The 21,185-nt window shown below is 47.0% G+C and carries 18 protein-coding genes; 10 read left to right on the forward strand and 8 right to left on the reverse strand.

From position 1 onward, the window contains the following. Nucleotides 1–44 precede the first annotated feature (44 nt). From QJS83_RS06510 to QJS83_RS06525, 4 genes are read right to left on the reverse strand one after another with little or no spacing between them, the layout of a single operon-like run. Nucleotides 45–980, reverse strand: coding sequence for a diguanylate cyclase (locus QJS83_RS06510; protein ID WP_284608348.1), 936 nt, complete (start codon nucleotides 978–980; stop codon nucleotides 45–47). 37 nt (nucleotides 981–1,017) lie between these two features. Then, the gene (locus tag QJS83_RS06515) at nucleotides 1,018–2,235 is read right to left on the reverse strand and encodes a glucose-6-phosphate isomerase (protein WP_284608349.1); all 1,218 of its coding nucleotides are present in this window, start codon (nucleotides 2,233–2,235) and stop codon (nucleotides 1,018–1,020) included. Between the two features lie 47 nt (nucleotides 2,236–2,282). Further along, on the reverse strand, nucleotides 2,283–3,425 hold the full coding sequence (locus QJS83_RS06520; RefSeq protein ID WP_284608350.1) for a metallophosphoesterase family protein: 1,143 nt from the start codon (nucleotides 3,423–3,425) through the stop codon (nucleotides 2,283–2,285). 2 nt (nucleotides 3,426–3,427) lie between these two features. Then, on the reverse strand, nucleotides 3,428–4,738 hold the full coding sequence (locus QJS83_RS06525; protein WP_284608351.1) for a hypothetical protein: 1,311 nt from the start codon (nucleotides 4,736–4,738) through the stop codon (nucleotides 3,428–3,430). A gap of 224 nt (nucleotides 4,739–4,962) precedes the next feature. Between QJS83_RS06525 and QJS83_RS06530 the strand changes: the two genes are divergently transcribed. The 4 genes from QJS83_RS06530 to QJS83_RS06545 all read left to right on the forward strand — a co-directional run bounded on the left by QJS83_RS06530 (nucleotide 4,963) and on the right by QJS83_RS06545 (nucleotide 9,439). Beyond that, entirely contained in the window at nucleotides 4,963–6,753 is a 1,791-nt protein-coding gene (locus tag QJS83_RS06530) for an alpha/beta fold hydrolase (RefSeq protein WP_284608352.1), read from the forward strand. Between the two features lie 10 nt (nucleotides 6,754–6,763). Beyond that, the gene (locus tag QJS83_RS06535) at nucleotides 6,764–8,452 is read left to right on the forward strand and encodes a GMC oxidoreductase (RefSeq protein WP_284608353.1); all 1,689 of its coding nucleotides are present in this window, start codon (nucleotides 6,764–6,766) and stop codon (nucleotides 8,450–8,452) included. Nucleotides 8,453–8,577: 125 nt separating this feature from the next. Continuing rightward, nucleotides 8,578–9,030 (forward strand): MarR family winged helix-turn-helix transcriptional regulator, encoded by a 453-nt coding sequence (locus QJS83_RS06540; RefSeq protein ID WP_284608354.1) that lies wholly within the window; start codon nucleotides 8,578–8,580, stop codon nucleotides 9,028–9,030. After that, the gene (locus tag QJS83_RS06545; RefSeq protein WP_284608355.1) at nucleotides 9,023–9,439 is read left to right on the forward strand and encodes an organic hydroperoxide resistance protein; all 417 of its coding nucleotides are present in this window, start codon (nucleotides 9,023–9,025) and stop codon (nucleotides 9,437–9,439) included. Before QJS83_RS06540 ends, QJS83_RS06545 begins: the two co-directional genes overlap by 8 nt. Nucleotides 9,440–9,508: 69 nt before the next feature. Here the strand turns inward: QJS83_RS06545 and QJS83_RS06550 are convergent, their stop codons facing one another. Together QJS83_RS06550 and rlmN are read right to left on the reverse strand one after the other, a co-directional pair. Further along, nucleotides 9,509–10,417: a PfkB family carbohydrate kinase gene (locus QJS83_RS06550; protein ID WP_284608356.1), complete on the reverse strand. Its 909-nt coding sequence runs from the start codon at nucleotides 10,415–10,417 to the stop codon at nucleotides 9,509–9,511. A 12-nt stretch (nucleotides 10,418–10,429) separates the two neighbouring features. After that, nucleotides 10,430–11,644 carry a dual-specificity RNA methyltransferase RlmN gene (rlmN, locus tag QJS83_RS06555; RefSeq protein ID WP_284608357.1) on the reverse strand — a complete coding sequence of 405 codons (1,215 nt, stop codon included), beginning with the start codon at nucleotides 11,642–11,644 and terminating at the stop codon, nucleotides 10,430–10,432. A 247-nt stretch (nucleotides 11,645–11,891) separates the two neighbouring features. Here rlmN and QJS83_RS06560 point away from each other — a divergent pair, with 247 nt between their 5' ends. From QJS83_RS06560 to QJS83_RS06575, 4 genes are all read left to right on the forward strand, one after another. Continuing rightward, nucleotides 11,892–13,067: an MFS transporter gene (locus QJS83_RS06560; protein WP_284608358.1), complete on the forward strand. Its 1,176-nt coding sequence runs from the start codon at nucleotides 11,892–11,894 to the stop codon at nucleotides 13,065–13,067. A gap of 94 nt (nucleotides 13,068–13,161) precedes the next feature. Next, a complete protein-coding gene (locus tag QJS83_RS06565; RefSeq protein ID WP_284608359.1) occupies nucleotides 13,162–14,238 on the forward strand; it encodes a PA0069 family radical SAM protein in 1,077 nt (358 codons plus the stop codon). Between the two features lies 1 nt (nucleotide 14,239). Further along, the gene (locus tag QJS83_RS06570; RefSeq protein WP_284608360.1) at nucleotides 14,240–16,612 is read left to right on the forward strand and encodes an ATP-dependent DNA helicase; all 2,373 of its coding nucleotides are present in this window, start codon (nucleotides 14,240–14,242) and stop codon (nucleotides 16,610–16,612) included. Continuing rightward, nucleotides 16,602–18,212 carry a GIY-YIG nuclease family protein gene (locus QJS83_RS06575; RefSeq protein ID WP_284608361.1) on the forward strand — a complete coding sequence of 537 codons (1,611 nt, stop codon included), beginning with the start codon at nucleotides 16,602–16,604 and terminating at the stop codon, nucleotides 18,210–18,212. The genes QJS83_RS06570 and QJS83_RS06575 overlap by 11 nt, the downstream gene beginning before the upstream one ends. Here QJS83_RS06575 and QJS83_RS06580 read toward each other — a convergent pair. Beyond that, nucleotides 18,194–18,580, reverse strand: a complete 387-nt coding sequence (locus tag QJS83_RS06580; RefSeq protein ID WP_284608362.1) for a DOPA 4,5-dioxygenase family protein — start codon at nucleotides 18,578–18,580, stop codon at nucleotides 18,194–18,196. The two genes, QJS83_RS06575 and QJS83_RS06580, sit on opposite strands and share 19 nt — an antisense overlap. 40 nt (nucleotides 18,581–18,620) lie before the next feature. Continuing rightward, nucleotides 18,621–19,649 (reverse strand): D-glycero-beta-D-manno-heptose-7-phosphate kinase, encoded by a 1,029-nt coding sequence (gene rfaE1 / locus QJS83_RS06585; protein ID WP_284608363.1) that lies wholly within the window; start codon nucleotides 19,647–19,649, stop codon nucleotides 18,621–18,623. Between the two features lie 174 nt (nucleotides 19,650–19,823). Here rfaE1 and QJS83_RS06590 point away from each other — a divergent pair, with 174 nt between their 5' ends. Further along, nucleotides 19,824–20,645 (forward strand): alpha-ketoglutarate-dependent dioxygenase AlkB, encoded by an 822-nt coding sequence (locus QJS83_RS06590; protein WP_470287792.1) that lies wholly within the window; start codon nucleotides 19,824–19,826, stop codon nucleotides 20,643–20,645. 141 nt (nucleotides 20,646–20,786) lie between these two features. Beyond that, a complete protein-coding gene (locus QJS83_RS06595) occupies nucleotides 20,787–21,182 on the forward strand; it encodes a hypothetical protein (protein WP_284608366.1) in 396 nt (131 codons plus the stop codon). Nucleotides 21,183–21,185: the final 3 nt, after the last annotated feature.

Raw genomic sequence — 21,185 nt, forward strand, 5'->3', positions numbered from 1 at the left:
TCTTGCGGAAGCCTATTTACTAAGTCTGAATTTTTAAACGGAAGTTACGGAGCGATTGTTACGCGATTTCTTCCGCCTTGCTTTGATTGATACAAAGCTTTGTCGGCGCGATCGTAAATCTGTGTCCACTCGGTTTCGTTCGGCAGCTTCGTCGCGACACCCACAGAAATCGTAACGGGGATTTTCTTCCCTTCAAATACGAACTCGTGCGCCTCGATTGTTTGACGAATACGTTCACCGACTTCACCCGCCGTTTTTGATGGAGAACCGGAAAGAAGCAGAACGAACTCTTCCCCACCATAACGGGCAAAGAAGTCATTCGACCGAATCAGTTTTGTGATCACGATACGGCAAAGTTCTTTAAGAACGTAGTCACCGCCCGGATGGCCGATGCTGTCGTTGATTTTTTTGAAATGGTCGATATCGAATGTCACAAGGCTCAGTGGCTCTGCCAATACTTCGGCGCGCTTCATCGCCTCCGGGCCTTTTTCGAGCAATGCACCTTTGGAGTGAGCTCCCGTCAAAGCGTCTTTTTGCGCACGCTCGTACATCGCTGCATTCGTCATCGCCTCGATACTTCCTTTTTCCAGGAATTTGAAGATGACGTTGCCGGTTTTGATTTGATCATTGTTTTTCAAAAGGCACGATGCCAATGGAGGAATTACTTGGCCGTTCACGATCGTTTTGTTCGTAGACCCTAAATCGATCACGGAGACTTCGCTTCCGTTGACGGCGAATTTCGCATGCGAACGGCTCAAACTTTTATCGTCGATGTAAACTTGGCTTTCTACAGAACGGCCGATCACGATGTCACTTGCCGTAATAGGATATTGCTTTCCGACGTAACCAGGGGGACCAATCAACACAACAATCGCCGGCGGCACTTCATCCGCTTCCTTCAAACGACCGCGAAACGTGTCGCTGGCAACAATACTGGTTTTCTCTAAGTTGTCATTGGAGTTGTCATCGTTGTGAGCCATAAGGAGAAGTATAGAACCCCTCCCCGTCGAATGACAATCATGCTTTCTTCAATTTTTCTTTCGCTAGTCTCTTGCCCAGCTCAACACCGGGTTGATCAAAAGCGTCGATTTGCAGATATTCTCCAAGTCCAGCAACAACGAGTTCGAAGAACATAAAGAGGTATCCCAAAGTATGTTCGTCTAAGACTTTAGTCTTAAGAGTCATAGTGGAAATTCCATTCTGCGTGAGAGCTTCTTGTGTGGCCAAAGCCTCTGCCCGCAAAAGCTCACCCATCGTACGACCTTCAAGATCAAGAGTTTCTTTGAACTGAGATTTTTTGATTCGCAAAGAGCCTGTCTCGGACTCTTCGACCCGCATAAACATCACGAATTTATCGCGTGTTCCTTCCATCACTTGCTGCAAAATGGAGTGTTGGTCGGAGGCACCAATCGCCCACATCGGCGTGCTCACGCGTGGCGCTTTTCCGCCGGCACGATCCACTTTTTTGCCCAGCGATTCAGCCCACAACTGCTGAAACCACAACCCCATATTTTTCAATCGTGAGTTATAGAACCACAACAGAGTGATCCACTCTTCACGCTGATAGCTTTGCACGACCTGCGCCATTGTCTGCGTTACAAGAGCCGTGTCATTCAAAGCGCGCATGGCTCCGACGCGGAACTTTTCTAAATCCAATCCTAAAAACGAAGCCGGCATCATACCCACCGGGGAAAGGACGGAAAATCTTCCACCGACATCGAGAGGAATTTCGCACGTGGGGATTTCGTTTTTTTTCGCCCACGCTGTCAGAGTGTTGTCTTTGTTCTCTGAGATAACGACGCTTTGAGACGCCAGGTGAAGATTTTCTTCTTTATAGATTTGATCCAGGAACTCGAGAGCACAAAGGGATTCAATCGTCGTTCCGCTTTTAGAAATAAAAGCCCAACCGACATTGCGAAGATCGCCCAGCTCGTCGACAAGCGTTTCGAATTCAAGTGCATCGACATTGTCGATAAAGAAAATATTTTTGGCGTTAAAAACTTCCGCAATCACGCGAGTTCCCAAAGAGCTTCCACCCAGGCCCACGATCACGATTTTTTTGAAGCGATGGTTGAATTCCTGTCCTACTTTGTGCGACTGCTGCCACAACTGCACACGCTCTACCAATTGCGGAAAACCAATATCTTTTCTTTGCAAAAAAAGTTTCAGCGACTCCTGACATTTTTGTGAAATAGAATCGTCGAGCTTGTGCGCCGCTTGAGAAATTTCCAACATACCGCCAACTTTCTAAATAATTTAAAGGCTGCCGTTTGCACCGGCCGTTAGGAAATCGCGACGTCTTCTTCGATGCGGTGATAACCCTTCCACTCTTTGAGACGTCCACGCGGGCGGCCGCCGTCTTCAGGGTATTCGATCAATACATATGTCAACTTCGTGATTTTCCCTAAAGAGACAATATCCAAAGAAGTGATCTCAGTCCACGTTCCTGTATTAAAATATTCTTTATTCTCGGACCACTGACGATACTGATAAACGTGCGTGTGTCCAAAGACCACCGTATGGACACGCTCATCACCTAATATTTTACGCGCTGACTCACTGAGATCGGGAAAGATCGCGCTTTCAGCAATGACTTGAATAATACGTTTGATCGGCCAATGGCGACGAGGATCCTTGATAAACGCACTCTTTGCAAAGTAGCCCATTGCCATAAAGAAAGCTTTGATCATCGTGCGGGTTTCATTCAAAAAAGCCCAGCGCACCATTTTCCCGAAAGGACGAATTTTATCCACGTGTGGATAGTGTTGTTTAATTTTTAACACCACTTCCAGAAAGAAGTGCGAGCCGAAAGGAAGATTTAATATGGGCTCAACAAGATCTTTCTTAAGAAAAAACTTTTTTGGGTCCATACGATTCGCGGCTTCGTGCATGTGTCCGTGCTCGATGTGCACGCCATCAAAGAAGTACACGATATTTTTAAAGCGAATCGGCGTCCCGATCACTTGATTCAAGTAGGCACGGCAGGCAGGCCACAGCATTCCCTGGTCATGATTTCCAACAATGTAGGTAATTGTATTACCGGGTTTTGCCGCAAACTCCGCCAAAGCTTTAAAGACGTTAGCGTGGCCTTTTACAATGTCCTTGAGAATATCAAGAGTCACTGACTCCGTGATAACTGAAAGAAAATGTCCTTTATAATCGCACTGCAAGAAATTTAGAAAGTCGCCGTTGATAATGAGTTCCACGTCATAATCGCGATAAGCACCCGTAGAATAGTAGTGAATAAATTCAACCAGCTTCTCGCCATAGTAGAATTCTTCCAGCGAGTTGATGCCCCCTTTTTCCAAAAGACGGCCTTTCCCCAAATGGAGATCGCTCACGATAATTTTGATTTTTTTAACGGGAGTGGGCTTCGCGGCGACAGCGGTGCTTTCGGTGTTCTCAGCAGGGGAAGCAGATTCCATGTTTACTCAGCTTTCTTTAACGGAACGAGGTTCTCCTCTTTAGCCTCTAGGTTCGTCAAAGCCAAGCGCAAAGCGCGCTCGGTGCGTTTGAACTGATCCTGGTTAGCCTCGATAGTCTTGTTAAGCTCAAGACATTTCTTACGATAATTATCGAGTTCCTGAGATAGCTGATCAATCTTTCTTTTCTGCTCTAAGATATACTCATCTTTGGACCGAACGAGCGCCGATTTTTCCGCACGAAGGAGCTCTAGACGATTTTCCAGCTCTCTTTCACGTACTCGGATCTTTTTAAAGTCGGATTTAAGTCGAGTTTCTAGCTCCTCAACTTTAACACGCGCTTTGGCAACTTCGTTCTCTTTGTACTGCAAATTACCTTTAAGAATTAAAAGTTCGCTTTGTGCGGACTCTTGGATCTCGGCTTTTTCTTTTTCCAAAGCAGAGATGCGCACCGTCAATTCATCCGTGCGAGTACGAATGATTTCACCGGCAGAGGCTAATTCTTCATTTTCGCCACGCAAGTGCTCGACTTCTTTTTCAAGCTCTAAAATTCTTTGTTGCGCCAGTTTTAAATTTTCGGCCTGCGCCAGACTTGCGTCAACGGAAGTCATGACATTCGCGGAACCGCGACTGCCACGGAAATTTCCAACGCTGACTTTAACGTCAACTTCAGGAGCTTTTCTCGCTCCCACCCGCGCATTGGCAAAACCATCGACCGCGACAGTTTTGTCGGCATCTGTGCCGCTTGCCACAGAGGACGTCACATTGAAATCTTGTTGAATAGAAACAGTTTTATCTTCGCCCGATCCCGCAAGATTGCCAGGACTGAAAACAGGACGAGTCGCCTCGTCGTCAGAGCTGGCCTCTGGAGTGGGCGCTTCATACAAATCATCAGAAGATTGGTAACCACCATCCGCCGAAGGACCGTCATAACCTTTTTCTTCATCTATCGAAGGAGCACCGACCATAAAACGCTCTGAAGGCGGCAAGTCGCCAAAACCTTCCGGCATATCGAAGTCAGCTGAATCTTCATCGCCTTCCGCTTCAGAATCCTCAACAGAATGCGACTGCGCGCCGCCCGTGAATTCTGAAGAGACAATATCTTTTTCAAGATCTTCCCAAAGACCGCCCGCAGAATTTCCTGCAGCCGTGTTTTCCACGCGATTTCCATCGTCGTCGAGCGTTGGCAGACCGGCAAAATTATCATCAGCTTCCTCTGCTCTGTAAGAGGATTCAGATTGAATCTCCTTCAAGTCATCCATTAATGACTCGATCAGATTCTCTGCTGCTGAAGATTTCTTTTTTCTTTTGCTCATGTCTATTGGAAATATCGGAATTTTTACGCTCTCTCTTAAGAAGAAAACAAACTGAAGTCCCTATCAGGCACAAGGTCCTGTAAAGATCTTAACCGTTTCTCAATATGAAACATGGGATCAAGCGGGGTCCGTTTCACTTTGCTTTCGTCCACCGATCCTAAGTCAGGAGCGGGTTTACATCAATCATAAAACTGTTTAGTGTTTAGTAAATAAGGATGAGTTACATGAACGAAAGTACTTTGAAGCTTGAGTTTACTGAAAGAATGGCGGGCCACTTCGTTGCCAAGAAATTCACTCTGAATCCATCTCGCCCTCTTTCTCATGATGTGTTTAAATCCGAAGCTGAACGCGCGGATCTTCAGCCGTTTGAATTCACTTTGACTATTTCCATTTCGGACCTTGAGCGTTTCGTTGAAGATCCGCAACTGCTGGCGCAGGCGGAAGGCCATATCACAGACTTCCGCTTTCGCCAGAATATGACAGTGGAGAAAGGCTGTTTCCAGCTCTTCACCCGCCCCGCGGCGAGTCCGCACTATGATACCGCCAAAGAAATGCACTACACGCTTTATCTGACCGACCGCGAAGGTAAAAAGTGGACGTTCTTTGGCTTCAAAGAATTGATGAAAGAAGAAACTTTGAAAATCTGGGAGCAGACGACCACCCTTTATTATTATATCTGGGAGGGGCACTCCAATTTTGAAAATTTCGGCGAGAAAGCCGTGCACGGCGTGGGCACTTTGCGCATTTCCCTTGCTGATTTTATAAAACAACTGCGCAGTTTCAAAACAAACGCGGTTTCTTTAAAAGGCGAGCAAGAAGCCCTGGGAAAATTTCTGAAAACTTTCGCCGGAAATCTTTGGGAGGCCTATGCTCCTTATGTTTTCACCACGACATCCGCGCGCTGGAATGAACATGTTATCCCGCTGCACACAACCGAAGGTGTCGCATTGGGAGAAAAAACTCTGCATCCGCTGAACACTCGCGACGGGATTAATATCACGGTGCAAAGATTTAAGTACCAAGAATGTAAAGACGTCGTACTGCTCGTTCACGGACTGACGACATCGACCGACATGTTCATCATGCCCGAGCATGAAAATCTTGTAAATCATTTGCATTCACAGGGATTCACCGACGTTTTTTCTTTGGATTGGCGAGGCAGCTCCCGTTTTACCTACAATCTTTCGCCGCATCTTTATTCCATCGACGATGTCGCGAAATACGATATTCCCCGCGCAGTGGAATTCATTCGTGAACAGTATTCTCCGCAGGTGCGGATTCACGTTGTCGCGCATTGTGTAGGTTCGATCGCTTTCATGGCCTCTTATGCCGCCGGTTACATTTCTAATATCGCGAGCCTTGTTTCCAACAGCGTTTCTTTAACTCCGAAAGTAAAATGGCAAGCTCTTATGAAAATGATGGTGGGTCCCGAAATTTTAGAGAGCGGTTTTGGCTACACCTACATCAGCCCGAAGACGGGCTACATGCCGGGAAAAGGTTTTGGCAAATGGCTTTATTGGATGGAGCGAACTTTGCGCAACGAGTGCACCGAACCCGCATGTCACCTTGTCAGCTTTATGTGGGGCTGGGGTTTTCCGGCAGTTTATAATCATCGCAATATTCATCCCGTCACTCACCGCCGTTTGGTCGATCTTTTTGGCGGCACCAGTTTTAATTACTACAAGCACATTCGCAAAATGCTGCTTGCGAAAGCTTCAGTCTCTTGGAATGGAAAGGTGAACTACCTTGAAGAGATGATGAAAAGAGACATGCCGCCGACCCTTTTTATTTCCGGCGCGGATAACAATATTTTTCCGGGCTCTAACAAAATGACTTACGAGATTTTACGCCAAGGAAAAAACGCACATAAGATTCAATATCAAGAATTTGCCCAGTATGGACACCAAGACGTTTTCATGGGGCAGTTTTCCCACTCCGAAGTTTTTCCAAAGCTGATGGAGTTTTTGAAACAAAATGCATCTGTCGCGACGACCCGAAAGTTGCGGGTCGCTTAAGGTTAGAACAATGAAGTTGGATTTTGATTATATTGTGATCGGCTCGGGCTTCGGCGGGTCTGTGATGACCTGTCGCTTGGTCGAAAAAGGCTATAAAGTTTGTCTTCTTGAACGTGGTCGCCAATGGAAAATGCACGAGTTTCCCCGTCGTCCTCAGGAAGTTCAACAAAATATGTTTTGGGATCCGCAAGACAACAAGTATGGATTGATGGAGATTCGTGATACTCCCGGAAGCGATGTAATGACTTTAACCGGAAGCGGTCTTGGCGGAGGCAGTCTTATTTTCGCAAACGTCATGTACCGTATGCCCGCGGATTTTTTCCATGGCTGGCCGAGCATTTACAGTCGGGAAAGTCTTGATCCTTATTATGACCGAGTTCTTGAAACAATGGAGGCGGAACCGTATCCTTTCGAATCGCAACCTTATTATCGAAATACACCTAAAACGGCAGCCCTCAAAAAAGCAGCGGAAGAAATGCCGTGGCCCGAAGGAGCCTTGAAAAAGCCGGAGTTTGTTTTGCCTCCGCTGGCCGTGCGTTTTAAAGGAAATTTTCCAGGTCATCAAACCCGCAACAAACACGGTGCTTTGCAATCCAAGTGCAACAAGTGCGGCGATTGCGACATCGGCTGCAACATTCACGCAAAAAATACTTTGGATTTGAATTACATTCACCGCGCCCGTCACTTGGAATCCGCAGCTCACAAAGCCGACGTGCGCACCCATGCGGAAGTCACGCGAATTGAACATTGCGGAGATTACTACAAAGTGACTTATGTCATCCCAGAGTTTCCCGCCCAAGAAAATGTCTTCACGGCGAAAAACGTGGTTGTCTCCGCAGGTTCTATTGGCAGCACCTCATTACTTTTAAAAATGAAAAAACAAGGTCATCTGCCGCGACTCAATCATTGGCTTGGCAAAAAATGGAGCGGCAACGGCGACCTGTTGGCGTGGGTCTTTAATACTAAAAACGACATCGATGCCACAAACGGGCCCGTAATCACTGGTGCTATTGAATATTCGTACAAGACTTATCCCGATGGTTATCCGCATGGTATGTACATCGAGGAAGCTGGCTATCCCATTGGGATCGCCTGGTATCTTTCCGGCCGCATCCCGCAACTGCCGGGTCTTGCGGGTTTTGTGAAACTTTTAAGCCATTCTTTAAAAAAATATATTTTTAAAAATCTAAAAATCGACGGTCACGATCAAATCAACGTCGGTGATGAAATTTCCCGTTCTGTCGATCGCGCCGACTTCACCAAAAAATGTCTTATTCTGCTGGGAATGGGCCGCGACCGCGCTGACGGAGAAATTGAACTTCGCGACGACAACCAAGCCGTCGTGCGCTGGAAAATCGACAGCAGTCAAACGCACTTTTCAAGGGTGCGCGAGCAAATGAAAGTCATTGCCGAACACGCCGGCGGCGTTTTCGTAGAAAATCCGTACAGTCACTTAAATAAAATTATTTCGGTTCATCCTTTAGGGGGCTGCCCCATGGGAGAAACCGCGGATCATGGATTCGTCAGTCCTCTCGGGGAAGTTTACGGATATCCGGGACTTTACGTTATTGACGGAAGCATTTTGCCGACTTCTTCAGGCACAAATCCTTCCCTGACTATAGCCGCTGTCGCAGAGTATATTGCTTCAAAAATTCCCTCTAAAGTCACCGTTCCAACCCACGAAACCGAAAACGCCTAACAATAAAGACTTTTCGCGGTCCGCTTTTGTAAAAAAGAGCGGATGCTATCTCATTTTTTTACGTTTTTATTTATATTGTGTACAATTTAGTTGCATACAATGTAAATCGGCATAAGAATGAACGTATGAATAAGAAGCTCAAACTTGAAAACCAAATCTGTTTCCCGATCTACGCAGCTTCGCGTTTGATCACGCAGATGTATGGAGAGCACTTTAAAAAGTTTGATCTTACTTATCCGCAATACCTGGTGTTTCTGGTTCTCTGGGAAAAGTCCCCGCGCAAAGTGACTGAGATCGCAGATCTTCTTCTTCTTGATACGGGAACGGTGACTCCGCTTATTAAACGCATGGAGCAAAGAGGCTGGCTGACTCGCAAGCGTTCAAAAACCGATGAACGCAGCGTTCAGGTTTTTCTCACCAAAGAAGGCCGAAAGATGGAAGAGCGCTTTCAAACTCTGCCAGATAAACTTCTTTGCGAGGTCGATTGCAAAAAATCCGATCTCGATATTTTGAAATCACAATTGAATAAACTTATTGGGCAAATGAAAGAAACCTTAGAAGGAGGTCATCATGAGTAAGCTCTATACAGCAGTCGCCACGGCGTCTGGAGGACGGAACGGAAAAGTAGAAAGCTCTGACGGAGTCCTGAATTTTGAAACACGGATTCCGAAAGAAATGGGCGGCTCTGGTGGCGCCTATACGAATCCGGAACAGCTTTTTGCGGCGGGATATGCAGCGTGCTTTGATAGCGCCTTGCAATTCGTCGCTCGCAATCAAAAACTTGCGCTAAAAAGCAGCGCCATCACGGCCGAAGTCGGCATCGGACCGAATGGCTCCGGCGGATTTGCTTTAGCGGTCAAACTCAAAGCCAAGATTGAAGGCCTCGAAAGACCTGAAGCGCAAAAGCTTCTTGAGGCGGCTCACCAAGTGTGCCCGTACTCGAACGCCACTCGCGGCAATATCCCGGTAGACCTTGAACTTGTGTAATCGCCTCTCCCGAAAAACAAAAAGCCCTCTGAAAAGAGGGCTTTTTGCATTTTAGAATCTGAATACACTTTAGATCGTGATTACCTTTTTGTATTCGTTCAAACGGCTTTCAAGATCGCCCAAAGTGACTTTCGCCAATGCTTTGACAGAAAAATCTTGAATCGTATGGCTCGCCATCATTGAACCCATGATACACGCTTGCTTCAAGTTGTTGATCGTTGGAGCTGTTTTTTGCGCCGCCAAGTAACCGAAGAAACCACCGGCAAAAGTATCACCCGCGCCTGTAGGGTCGATCACTGTTGGAATCGGCATTGCTGGCAAGATAAAGTAGCCTTCTTCCTTCGTATACATCGCAAAGCCGTATTCACCGCGCTTAATAACAACCGCGGAGGGGCCCATCGCCGTAATCATTGGAGCCGCTGAAATCGCGTTGGCGGCACCCGTTAACATTTTTGCTTCACCCTCGTTGATCAAAACAAGATTCACCTTTTTAAGAACTTCGATGAGCTTTTCTTTTTTGATAGAGATCCAGAAATTCATTGTATCCATGCCGACAAACTTCGGCGCTTTCACTTGCTCAAGAACTTGCAATTGCAATTCCGGTGCGATGTTTGCCAAGAACACAAATGAAGAGTCGCGGAAATGCTCTGGCAATTGCGGATTGAAGTCAGCAAAAACGTTGAGATCCGTTTGCAAGGTCTTTGCTTCATTCATATCGCCTTCATAAGAGCCCGCCCAATGGAACGTCTTACCTGGAACTTTTGAGAGGCCGCTCAAATCAACGCCGCGCGAGTTCAGCAATTCATAGTCGTGCTGTTCGTAATCTTCTCCGACAACGCCGACCACACGAACTTTAGAAAACAAAGAGGCCGCCAAAGAAAAGTAATTCGCGGAACCACCCAAAGCACGGTCCACTTTTCCAGAGGGAGTTTGGATAGAATCGTAAGCAAGACTTCCGACAACGAGAATTTCAGACATGACCGTGGTTCCTTATTGATTGTTATTCGTTTGCGCAGCTTCAGCGGCAAGCATTTCACGCTTGTACTTAGGAAGACCCGCAAGTTTAGAGTTAGAGATATCCATGGATTCAGGCTTATTTGGCACCTGGCTTGTCAACTGACCGCAAGCCGCGTAGATATCGCGACCCATAGAGCGGCGAAGAAGAACGTGAGCCCCCAAGCGCATCAATTCAGAATGGAAAGCTTCAACAGCTTCGTCAGAAGGACGCTCGTAACCAGAACCCGGGTGTTCGTTGAAAGGAATGATGTTGATCTTACAAGGAACATCTTTCACCAACTTCACCAACTGGCGCGCATGTTCGATTTGATCTGTTACGCCTTTCAACAAAACGTATTCGAAAGTGATTTTATCTTTTGTGATACGGTAATGTTCTTTACACGCATTCAAAAGCTCTGTCGTATTCCATTTCTTATTGATTGGCATGACCTGAGTGCGGATTTCATCTGTCGGGCCATTCAAGCTGACCGCCAAACGCACTTTCGCTTCAGCCACGCGCCACATCTCAGGAACGATACCTGAAGTGGAAACAGTGATCTTCTTGCGGGACAAGTTGATGCCCCAAGGGGAATGAATCACGTCGATCGTTTTGAATACCGCTTCCGGATTGTCAAGCGGCTCGCCCATTCCCATGAACACGATATTCGTGATTCTTTGACCGTCACCCAAACGGTCGTGCGCTTGCATGAATTGACCGACGATCTCTTCCGTGCGCAAACGGCGTTTCAATTTTTGTTTTCCTGTGAAACAGAACTTACAGCCGATATTGCAACCGACTTCCGAGGAAATACACAACGTCAATCGGTCTTCCGACGGAATCAAAACCGCCTCAACACTTTGACCGTTCCCCATATCAAAAAGCATTTTTTGTGTGCCATCGACGGACTTCAAATGAGTTAAAACTTTCGGAAGTTCAAAAGAAAGAATTTGCGGCAACGAAGCGCGGAACTCTTTTGAAAGATTCGTCATTTGTTCTGGGTCTGTGATTCTTTGTTCATAAACCCATTTGAAAATTTGCTGAGCGCGGAACTGCTCTTTACCCTTCCCTTTGAGGTATGCTTTCAGATCTTCTAATGTCAGAGAGTAAAAATTGACGGGTTTGTTTTCGAGAGGTTTTGCGACGTTATCGTCCGAGTAATTCACAGGTGCAGACATAGCGTTTTCAACGCTGCCGTTGTTTAATTCCATCTTCGGGCTCCTCGGGCTTATTACAGCCATGCTTGTTACAGCTGGGACCTTAAACAGTCCCTTTGGTTAAAGGATTATGTGAGGCGATTATGTAGCATAACCCCCTCAAACTTCCTAGGAATTTCGTAAACAGGGAAAAACTTCATAAGACGCCCTCATATTAAACACTCGACCCTCGCCCGCCATGCCTCCAGCGAATAATTAGTTCTCCTTGTAAAGCGGGGCGAGGGTCCCTATATTGGGGTCCATGATCTGGCCCTTTATCTTTCTTTCTTATGCGAGTCTTTTTGTCTTTGGTCTTTCTGACAATATTCGAGGGCCTCTTTTTCCAGAAATTATGAAGCAGTTTGCGATCAGTGACTCAATGGGGTCCTTGATGTTTGCCCTGTCTAACATCTCGGGCTTTGTCGCAAGTTATGGCTGCCGTTATCTTTTGCGCCGTTATGATCGCCTTTCCGTTTTGCGGGGTGGGGCGATCGGTTTGATGATCTCCATGTGGGGCATGGCCGGCTCGACTTACTTTCCGCTCTTTCTGTTCTTCTCGTTCTTCTTTGGTCTGAGCCTTGGTATTTTGGGATTGGTACCGAACATTCTTGTTCCGATGGGATCCAGCCCGCAAAGAAAACAACAGATGCTTTCCGGCTTGCACACCATGTACGGAATGGCGAGTTTGCTCGCGCCTCTTTTAGCGGCTTCCATGGAGTATCTCACAGGCAACTGGCGATGGACTTTCGTGGCGGCATCTATCGGGCCCTTAATTCTTCTCATTTACACTTTGCACGGCAGCCACAAGTCTTTGCATACCAAGGCGAGCTACTCTGCGGAAACTCACAAGGCGAATAAAAAGAAAAACTTTAAACCGCAATTGTTTCTGGCGGTCATGCTGAGCCTGGCGGTCGCGGCCGAGATCATGGTTTCTTCGCGCTTGGCTTTGTACATGCAACGCACTTGGAGTTTCGACATGGAGGCCTCCAGTCTTTATGTTACTTACTTCTTTATTTGCATGATGCTGGGTCGTTTTCTGTTCGCGATTGTTCACTTCAAAAAATCACCGCAATTCCTGCTTTCGTCATCCCTGGTGCTGACTGCGGTTTTTATTTTGGCCGGCGTCTTTATCCATCCCCTGTTTTTGGCAGGTTCCGGATTTATGATCGCACCATTTTATCCGCTTTCTATTTCGTGGATCTCTTCTGAATTCCCGGAGGATTTGGATTCCGCGGTTTCCTATATGATGGCGACGGATTCGATCATGTTGATCCTCATGCATTTGGCGGTCGGAAAACTCACAGATCTTTTCAGCATCAAACAAGCGATGCTCTGGGGTTTGGGTTTTGTTGTGTTATCGTTTGCCATGGTCAACAGCTTTGCCTTTCTTTTCCGCAGGGAAAACGCCGTCAGACTTCAAGAGTCGCCGGCAAAATAAAAGCGCACTCATATTGTATAAACATGTTTTAGCATCCTGGCCAAAAGTGAGTTCCTCTTTGCGCCCGGAAGCTTCCGTGACATACTAGCCCCCTATGACTCGAAGGGAATTCCGCAAAGATATCCGGGGTCGTGGAGCCAGTAGCAACGTCACCAATCGTTACGACTCTCTTAAATACGAAGCTACCGAAGAAGAATTCGACAATTATGCTGACGAGAAAACTCTTCTCAAAACGGAAGTTCTAAAAGACTCTTCGCGCACCATACTCTCGGAAAATAAAAGTCCTGACATCGGCTTTCGCTTTTCAGTGAACGCCTATCGCGGCTGTGAACACGGCTGCGCGTATTGCTATGCTCGACCGACTCACGAGTATTTGGGATATTCTCCGGGCCTGGATTTCGAGTCGAAAATTTTCGTCAAAGAAGAAGCCCCAAAACTTTTACGCGAAGCCTTGATGAAAAAATCCTGGGAGCCGCAAGTGATCGCCATGAGTGGCGTGACGGATTGTTATCAACCGCTCGAAAGAAAAATGCAGCTGACCCGCGGATGTTTGGAAGTGCTGTTGGAATTTAAAAATCCGGTTTCTATGATTACCAAAAACGGATTGATCTTGCGCGATCTTGATATTTTCAAAGAGATGGCCAAGTACAACGGCATTCTTATTTTTATTTCCGTGACATCCCTTGACGCTGAACTGGCTCGCACTTTAGAGCCGCGCACGTCGCCGCCGCAAACGCGTTTGCACGTCATTAAAACATTGGCCGACGCCGGAATTCCTGTTGGTGTGAACGTCGCGCCTTGCATTCCTGGTCTGACGGATCACGAAATGCCCATGATTCTTAAAGCTGCCAGTGAGGCTGGCGCGCAATACGCGGGATACGTGCCTTTGCGCTTGCCCTCTTCGGTGATGCCTATTTTCGAAGAGTGGTTGGAGGTTCACAGACCTCTGAACAAGCAAAAAGTTTTGAACTCGGTGCGTGATATTCGGGGCGGCAAACTCAATGATCCTAACTTTGGCTCGAGAATGCGGGGCGAAGGTCCCCGAGCGGACCATATGGCGCAAATGTTCGCTCTTTATGCTCGCAAATATAATTTAAATATGAAAAAGTTCTCTCTCTCGGCGGAGCATTTCCAAAGACCGGGGGACCAACTGAAATTTGCCATAGACTGACATGCGGAAAATATATCTGAACGTAAAACAGTTTGCTCTTCCTGCGCCACGTATCGGCAGCATCGAAACTCATTCGGGTTACGGGGCGACGCCGACAAGCGGGCAAGAGATTCATCAAATTGTTCAGCGTCGTCGTTCCCGCGAGATGACCGGTTATGAAGCTGAAAAGCGTATGGACTTTGTCTTCAATGAAGGTCCCTATGAATTTGTCGTCAATGGCCGGGCTGACGGTTTTGTCGAAGAGCCTGCTTTCGTCGAGGAAATCAAATCCACATTCGACATCGAAGAACTTTACTACAAACTGGCTGTCGAACCGAATCATCCCTATGTGTGGCAGCTGCGCACCTACGGATACTTTCACTATAAAAAAACCGGTGTTGTTCCCCGGCTCAGTCTGCATCTTGTTTCCGTGCGCAACTTTAAATCCAAAGACCTCGAAATTCTTTTGGACGTAGACGGTTACGAAGAGTGGCTCAAGATTCGTTTGGCTGAACTCGTTGTCGAAACAAAAGCAAAGGAAAAGCTTTTCAAAAAACGCCAATCCATTGCGGAAGATATGACTTTTCCTTTTGCGTCTCCTCGTAAGAGCCAAAAAGAACTGGTCGACACCGTGACTGAAAATTTCATGCAGCAAAATCCGCTGATGATCCAAGCGCCGACAGGCCTGGGTAAAACCGCAGGCATTTTGTATCCTTCTTTGAAAGAGTCGCTGGCACGAGGACAAAAAGTTGTCTATGTAACGCCGAAAAACTCGCAACATCAGGTTGCCGAAGAAGCCGTTGAAAAAATTCAAGAGCAAGGCTGTAAAGTGCGGTCATTGACGATCACGGCGAAAAGTAAAATGTGCTTGAAGGCGGAGCCTTTGTGCAATCCCAAGTACTGCCAATACGCCAAAGATTATTACAAAAAAGTCGCTGAGCACGATCTGATTAACAAGCTCACAAAACTGCGCAGCCTGACCAATAAAAAACTGATCGCTCTTGGTGAAGAGTACGAAGTCTGTCCTTTTGAATTGTCCGTCGAGGCCATCGAAAGAGCCGACGTCGTGATTGGCGACTACAACTATGTTTTTGCCCCGCGCGGTCTTTTAGGCCGACTGTCTGAGCCGCTTTTAGAGCAAAGTGAAAAGGCCAATCTGGTGATTGATGAAGCTCACAATCTGCCTTCGCGCGCGCAGGATTATTTTTCTCCGTCATTGTCGGTGCAGCAACTTTTCAACATCGAACGGGATTTTTACAAATTGCCTGCGACATTTTCGATTCGCGCCCAGGCTTTGACAACGCAAGCAAAGCGTTTGATTCAGTCGTACGGCTTGGAAGGCCCTTCTCGCAAGGTAACTATTGATCTGGAGCCTTTCGTGGAGCTTGAAAAAGATTTCCGCGAAATGACGATGGAATATCTGGAAGCCGATGTCGAAATTCAAACTCAAGATCCGATCTTGCGTCTTTCCAATCTCTGGACGGAGTTTGTCAGCGCCTTGACCTTGTCCGGTGAAGAGTTCTTCCAGACTTATCAGCGCAACAATTATGCTGAAATGCTTAAGGTCACTTGTTGTGATGCCTCCGAACATTTAAAACTCGCTTATAAAGAATTTAAAAACGTTGTGGCGTTTTCCGCAACGCTGAAGCCGTTCGTGTATTATCAGGAACTATTGGGGTTCTCGAAAATAGAAACCAAACAGCTGGAGTTTCCATCTCCGTTTGCAAAAGAGAATCGCAAGCTTCTTATCATCCCGCAGATTTCCACAAAGTTTTCCGATCGCACCATGAATGCAAAGAAGATTGCGGAAACTATTGAGCGTATCACTCAAGTGAAAAAGGGCAATTACATCGCTCTTTTCCCCAGCTTTGAATTTATGCGTATGGTGGAAAATCATTTAAAACTTCCTGACTTTCAGATCCTGACGCAAGAACGGGAAATGAAACAAACGCAGACGCAACAGTATTTGGAAGAATTAAAAGCCGGACTGAAAGCCACCGTGCTACTAGGAGTTCAAGGCGGTGTTTTTTCAGAAGGAGTCGATTTTCCCGGTGACATGCTTATCGGCGCTTTCGTTGTTGGCCCGGCTCTGCCGAACTTTGATTTCGAACGCGAGCAGATTCGCGCCTATTACGAAAGCCGCTATGGCAAGGAACACGCTTTCAATTATGCCTACGTTTATCCCGCGATGGCTAAGGCGATTCAATCCGCGGGCCGCGTGATCCGCTCCGAAACAGACCGCGGCGTGATCGTGATGCTGGATTCGCGTTTCCTGCAAGCAAGCTATTCTGAAACAATGCCGGAAGGATGGTTTGAAGAGTCTCCGCAAGAACTGGTGTCGCGCCAAATTCTGCAAGACGTGAAAAATTTTTGGGGGATGACACATGAGTCTTAAGAATCTCCCCGTTTTATTTTTGGATTTACAGACAACCGGAGCTAAACCCGATACGGCAAATATTTTGGAAATGGCGTGGGGTTCTAAAACCAAAAAGCTGAGCTATTTGGTACAACAACCTGAAGGCGAATCCATTCCGCGCCGTATTCAATACATTACCGGTATTTTTGAAGAAGACATGGACGAGGCACAACGTCTGTCTGACGTGCTGAAAGTTCTCAAAGACTTCATTGCCGAGCATGTGGGGCTCCATCCCGTTGCCGTGATTCACTTCGCACAATTTGAAAAGCCTTTCTTGTTGGATGCTTATGAAAAGATCCAAGAGGAAATGCCGTTTTCAATTCTCTGCACGCATGAAATCGCGAAACGACTTTTTCCTAATCTTCCCACTCGCGGCATCAAAGGTTTGGCAGGATATTTTGGTTTTCCTTCAGGGGAACTTAAGCGCGGCGACAATCATGTCCAAGCCACAGAAGTGATTTGGAACGGTCTTGCGGAAGCCCTCGAGACCAAAGGCATTACTTCCCTTGAGACTTTGCAACAATGGCTGCAGGAAACCCCTAAGGCCGCGCGTGTAAAGTATGAATATCCGCTGCCGAAAGAAAAACGCCTGAGCCTGCCTAAGCAGCCGGGCATCTATCGTATGATCAGTCGCTGGGGCGAAGTTTTGTACGTCGGGAAAGCGACCTCTTTGCATGATCGCGTGAATAGTTACTTCCGCGGGCAAAAGAATCGCGATACGCGCAAGCTTGAAATGCTGACTCAAGTGTGGGACTTGCATGTAACTCCGGTCAGCAGTCCCCTCGAAGCCGCCCTTCTGGAAACGGACGAGATCAAACGGCTTGATCCGCCTTACAATGTCAGCTTGAAGGTCGGCGCCCGTAGCATGGCCTTCTTCAATCGCGATTTCACCTCTGTCAGTCACGAGCACGACGAAGAGCATTGCATCGGACCTTTTTCCAATTCGATGGTTTTAGATTCGATGCTGAAACTCAATCATTCTCTCACTTGTGAAGAGTTTGACGAAAATATGTTCTATGAACCTATCGACGCCGAACTTTTAAAAGACGGATTTGAATTATTCTGCCAGCGTCATGAAGTCGATAAACTTTCTTTCACGTCCATGCGCTCTATTCTCGCCTTGGGTCTTTCCTGGGTCCGCGGGCTCAACGAAGAAGATGACGTGGAAGAAGATATAGAAACTGAAGAAAGTGAAGTGACGGCCACAGAAGCGTCGAGTCCTTCCGAAGGCGATGAGGATGTCGAGAGTGAAGAAGAACTCGAAGTCGAACTGACGGCGGAAGATATTGCCGACAAGTTCGAGCGTCACTTTATTCGTGCGGCTCGCGCGTATTTGCGAACAAAAAAGCTCACACGTCTGTTGAATGTCGATATTCAGTTTGAACTTAAATCCCCGGTGATCCTTAAAATCCGCCAAGGAAATATTGTTCACGAAGACAGTCCTATAACGGCTAAATCTTGGAAAAATCTGTCGATAGAAACTTACGATCGCATGACCGTCCTTTACACGGAGCTGGAAAAACTTCGTGCCCAAGACTGCAATTTAAAAATTCACAAAATCTATTTGAACTTGGAATAGTCCAACGAAACGGGCGTTCCCAACCACAACGCTGCTTGCGTGTGATCGTAAAGATCGTCCCCTGTGAGTTCATGAACAAGAACGGAAAGATCGCCGCGATTTTTCATCAACCACAAAACGACATCCGTGAAATACTCTTTGGGAAAATTGATTTCAAACATCGGAATCGGATGTGGCCCGATGGCTTCAGGGATCATTTCGCCCGTAAAAACCTTCTGCCCTGCAAATTCCTTCAACGCGTGTGAACGCAAAGCCTCGGCCATGTCACGACTTTCAGGAGAAAAATAAATATGCGCATCAAACTCCCGAGGGAATCCCTCGGGAAGCAATTGCGAATTCACTTTATACGGACGATCGGTCTTAGACATAAAAAACTTCTATGGGAAAAAGATACCAGGTACCTTTTTCTTAATGAGCTGTTTGGATGTATTCTTTGAGTTCCGGAATTTCACAGGGCACACAGCCGACTTTGCCGACGACAACACCTGCTGCATTGTTTGCGAGCATGCACGAGTGCACCAATGACAAACCGGAAACGAGTCCCAAAGAAAGAGCCGCGATAACAGTATCTCCTGCGCCTGTGACGTCGAAGACTTTACGTGCGTAAGTTGGAACTTCTGTGATCTCTTCACCAGAGAAAATCGTCATGCCGTCTTTTCCGCGAGTCAAAACCACTTCTTTTGCGCCTGTGATCTTTTGCAAAGCACGACCTACTTCAACAACTTTATTTGGATTGTCGCGAAGATCGTCGAAGCTCATGCCGGTCAAGACAACCGCTTCGTCATAATTCGGCTTGATCAAATCAACGCCTTTATAGAAGCCACCATTGTTGTCACGATGCGGATCGACCATCAATTTTTTGTTCGCCTTTTTGCAGATCGCGGAAACCTTTTCCACGACATTACGGGAAATCACGCCCTTGGCATAATCTTCGATAATCACACAGTCGGCTTCAGAAACATTTTTTTCGACAGTGGCAATCAAACGGCTTTCCGCTTCTTCAGAAAGATATTTTTTAAGCTCATAGTCCACGCGCACTAAGTGATGGTGTTTTGCCATCACGCGGGTTTTGCGTGTTGTGGGACGAGCCTTATCGACAATCATGTAATCCCAACTCACACCGTTCTTAACGCTCAACTCTTTCAGAAGATTTGCTCCGGTGTCGTCGCCGACGATTGAAACAAGCATCGGAATTCCGCCCAGGCTTGCTACGTTTTGCGCAACGTTGGCTGCCAGACCCAAACGCATATCTTCGCCTTCCACTTCCAGAACAGGCACGGGCGCTTCAGGGCTGATACGACGGACTTGACCCATCACGTACTCGTCCAAGCCTACGTCGCCGATAATGAGGATTTTTTTACCTTTAAGGAAAGGGATCTGATTTAAAAGAAGCTGCTTTTCTTGAGGACCCAGGATGGCCTGCACAGGTGATGTCATTTTTTCATCCTCCTAGGGCCCATTTGTAGCCGAACAGGGCGCCCCTGTCATCCTCTATCAGCGCGGGCTTGGCCTTCGCCCGCAAGCTGTGATAGATATTTTCGCCTTATGTTCAAAGCAAAGGGATCTTTTAAACCAAAATTCCAGCCTAAAAGCGCGGAGAAACCTCAAGGCATGGGCCGAGGACTGGTTTACAAGCAAAACTATATTTCTCCTCGAGAAAAACAGGAAATTCTGAATTACCTGAGCACCCTTTATCCCATTTGGGAGATGCGCTACTCAAAGAACAATCCGCCTCCGGCCAATCAAAAGCAACGTCCTCTTTTGCGTCCCGTTTACTGGTTGGGCAACTGGCAGTTTGCGTGCCTTAACTACTATCATCCGCCTAAAGGAATTTATAACCGCTGCGTTCAGGCCGAGCCTTACCCGCCGATCCTGGAATTCATCGTGCAAAAAATTGAAACACTGGTGCACGAGTCTTTCGAGCCTCGCGACATTCCGCGTGGCTGGCATTTGAACACCTGCCTTATCAATTATTACGGCAATCAGATTCAAGAGGACGGCAAAGCTTTGGACTGCGCCCGCGTGGGCGAGCATAAAGATTTTGAACCAGGCCCTGTGGCCTCCGTCTCTTTTGGTGAGCGCGCTCTTTTTCAATTCGTTTCGAGCCAAGGCACGGAATCTAAATCCAACGTCGTCTTACAACAGTGGCTGGAAGACAGCTCCTTGCAGATTTTTGGCGGAGACAAATTTAAAAAACATCTTTTCCACCGCGTGCAGCGTGTGGAGAAAAAAGAAGATGTTGTCTTTCCTCTGAACGAAATCACCAACTTTGAAACTCGCCGAATCAATTTCACGTTTCGTTACGTGCCGGATGAACACATCGTCCCCTTTCAACGGCTCTCGGAAACAGCAAAAGAAGACGTGCAGGGTTACATGCAGCAACTCGCGCAGCACTCCGATTTTTTTAAAGAGCAACTGTCCGCCCCCGTCTAAAAAGACCCACGTGCGAAAGCACGCACGCCGAAAAAATGCGCTCGGAAAGACTTCGAAGAGTGTTGCACTTCGATACAAAATCGACTTTTTGTTTATAGCCTTTTTCTTGATTCGAATAATCTGACTCTACTGGGGGAATAAATGAATGCGAAAGATCTTATCAGCAGAGCTGGCGACCTTTTCAATCAAGCTACTAGCTTAGGTAATAACAAAACCCTCTTAGGCGCCGGGGCCATTCTCATGGCGTTAGCCATCTTTCAGATGAAAAAGGACAAAGAACAAAAAACACCGAAGGAGAGCGAGCCAGCGGTCGTTTTTTCAGTCCCAGGAGTCGGACCGAACCCTTTTGCGCGAGAAGAGCCCGTGGTTTTGACTCAGGACCCTCAGGTGCAAATCCTCGCGGATGAAACAAATGAACTGAAAAAAGAAAATCGCATTCTAATCAACTCAATCAAAGGCCCGTCTTTCTCTGAATGTCGCAAGACGACCGCAGGGAAGGAGATCGCCGCGACACCGACAGAAAGCAATAACACGTGAGAT

This window comes from Bdellovibrio sp. 22V, from assembly GCF_030169785.1.
Classification (GTDB): Bacteria; Bdellovibrionota; Bdellovibrionia; order Bdellovibrionales; family Bdellovibrionaceae; genus Bdellovibrio.

What these genes read in the sequence shown, in the direction of transcription:
- QJS83_RS06540 (WP_284608354.1), top strand. Translation starts at nt 8,578, where the DNA reads ATGAATAAGAAGCTCAAACTTGAAAACCAAATCTGTTTCCCGATCTAC.
- QJS83_RS06595 (WP_284608366.1), top strand. Translation starts at nt 20,787, where the DNA reads ATGAATGCGAAAGATCTTATCAGCAGAGCTGGCGACCTTTTCAATCAA.
- QJS83_RS06575 (WP_284608361.1), top strand. Translation starts at nt 16,602, where the DNA reads ATGAGTCTTAAGAATCTCCCCGTTTTATTTTTGGATTTACAGACAACC.
- QJS83_RS06525 (WP_284608351.1), bottom strand. Translation starts at nt 4,738, where the DNA reads ATGAGCAAAAGAAAAAAGAAATCTTCAGCAGCAGAGAATCTGATCGAG.
- QJS83_RS06565 (WP_284608359.1), top strand. Translation starts at nt 13,162, where the DNA reads ATGACTCGAAGGGAATTCCGCAAAGATATCCGGGGTCGTGGAGCCAGT.
- QJS83_RS06570 (WP_284608360.1), top strand. Translation starts at nt 14,240, where the DNA reads ATGCGGAAAATATATCTGAACGTAAAACAGTTTGCTCTTCCTGCGCCA.
- QJS83_RS06580 (WP_284608362.1), bottom strand. Translation starts at nt 18,580, where the DNA reads ATGTCTAAGACCGATCGTCCGTATAAAGTGAATTCGCAATTGCTTCCC.
- QJS83_RS06590 (WP_470287792.1), top strand. Translation starts at nt 19,824, where the DNA reads ATGGGCCGAGGACTGGTTTACAAGCAAAACTATATTTCTCCTCGAGAA.
- QJS83_RS06510 (WP_284608348.1), bottom strand. Translation starts at nt 980, where the DNA reads ATGGCTCACAACGATGACAACTCCAATGACAACTTAGAGAAAACCAGT.
- QJS83_RS06545 (WP_284608355.1), top strand. Translation starts at nt 9,023, where the DNA reads ATGAGTAAGCTCTATACAGCAGTCGCCACGGCGTCTGGAGGACGGAAC.
- rlmN (WP_284608357.1), bottom strand. Translation starts at nt 11,644, where the DNA reads ATGGAATTAAACAACGGCAGCGTTGAAAACGCTATGTCTGCACCTGTG.
- QJS83_RS06560 (WP_284608358.1), top strand. Translation starts at nt 11,892, where the DNA reads ATGATCTGGCCCTTTATCTTTCTTTCTTATGCGAGTCTTTTTGTCTTT.
- QJS83_RS06515 (WP_284608349.1), bottom strand. Translation starts at nt 2,235, where the DNA reads ATGTTGGAAATTTCTCAAGCGGCGCACAAGCTCGACGATTCTATTTCA.
- QJS83_RS06520 (WP_284608350.1), bottom strand. Translation starts at nt 3,425, where the DNA reads ATGGAATCTGCTTCCCCTGCTGAGAACACCGAAAGCACCGCTGTCGCC.
- QJS83_RS06550 (WP_284608356.1), bottom strand. Translation starts at nt 10,417, where the DNA reads ATGTCTGAAATTCTCGTTGTCGGAAGTCTTGCTTACGATTCTATCCAA.
- QJS83_RS06530 (WP_284608352.1), top strand. Translation starts at nt 4,963, where the DNA reads ATGAACGAAAGTACTTTGAAGCTTGAGTTTACTGAAAGAATGGCGGGC.
- rfaE1 (WP_284608363.1), bottom strand. Translation starts at nt 19,649, where the DNA reads ATGACATCACCTGTGCAGGCCATCCTGGGTCCTCAAGAAAAGCAGCTT.
- QJS83_RS06535 (WP_284608353.1), top strand. Translation starts at nt 6,764, where the DNA reads ATGAAGTTGGATTTTGATTATATTGTGATCGGCTCGGGCTTCGGCGGG.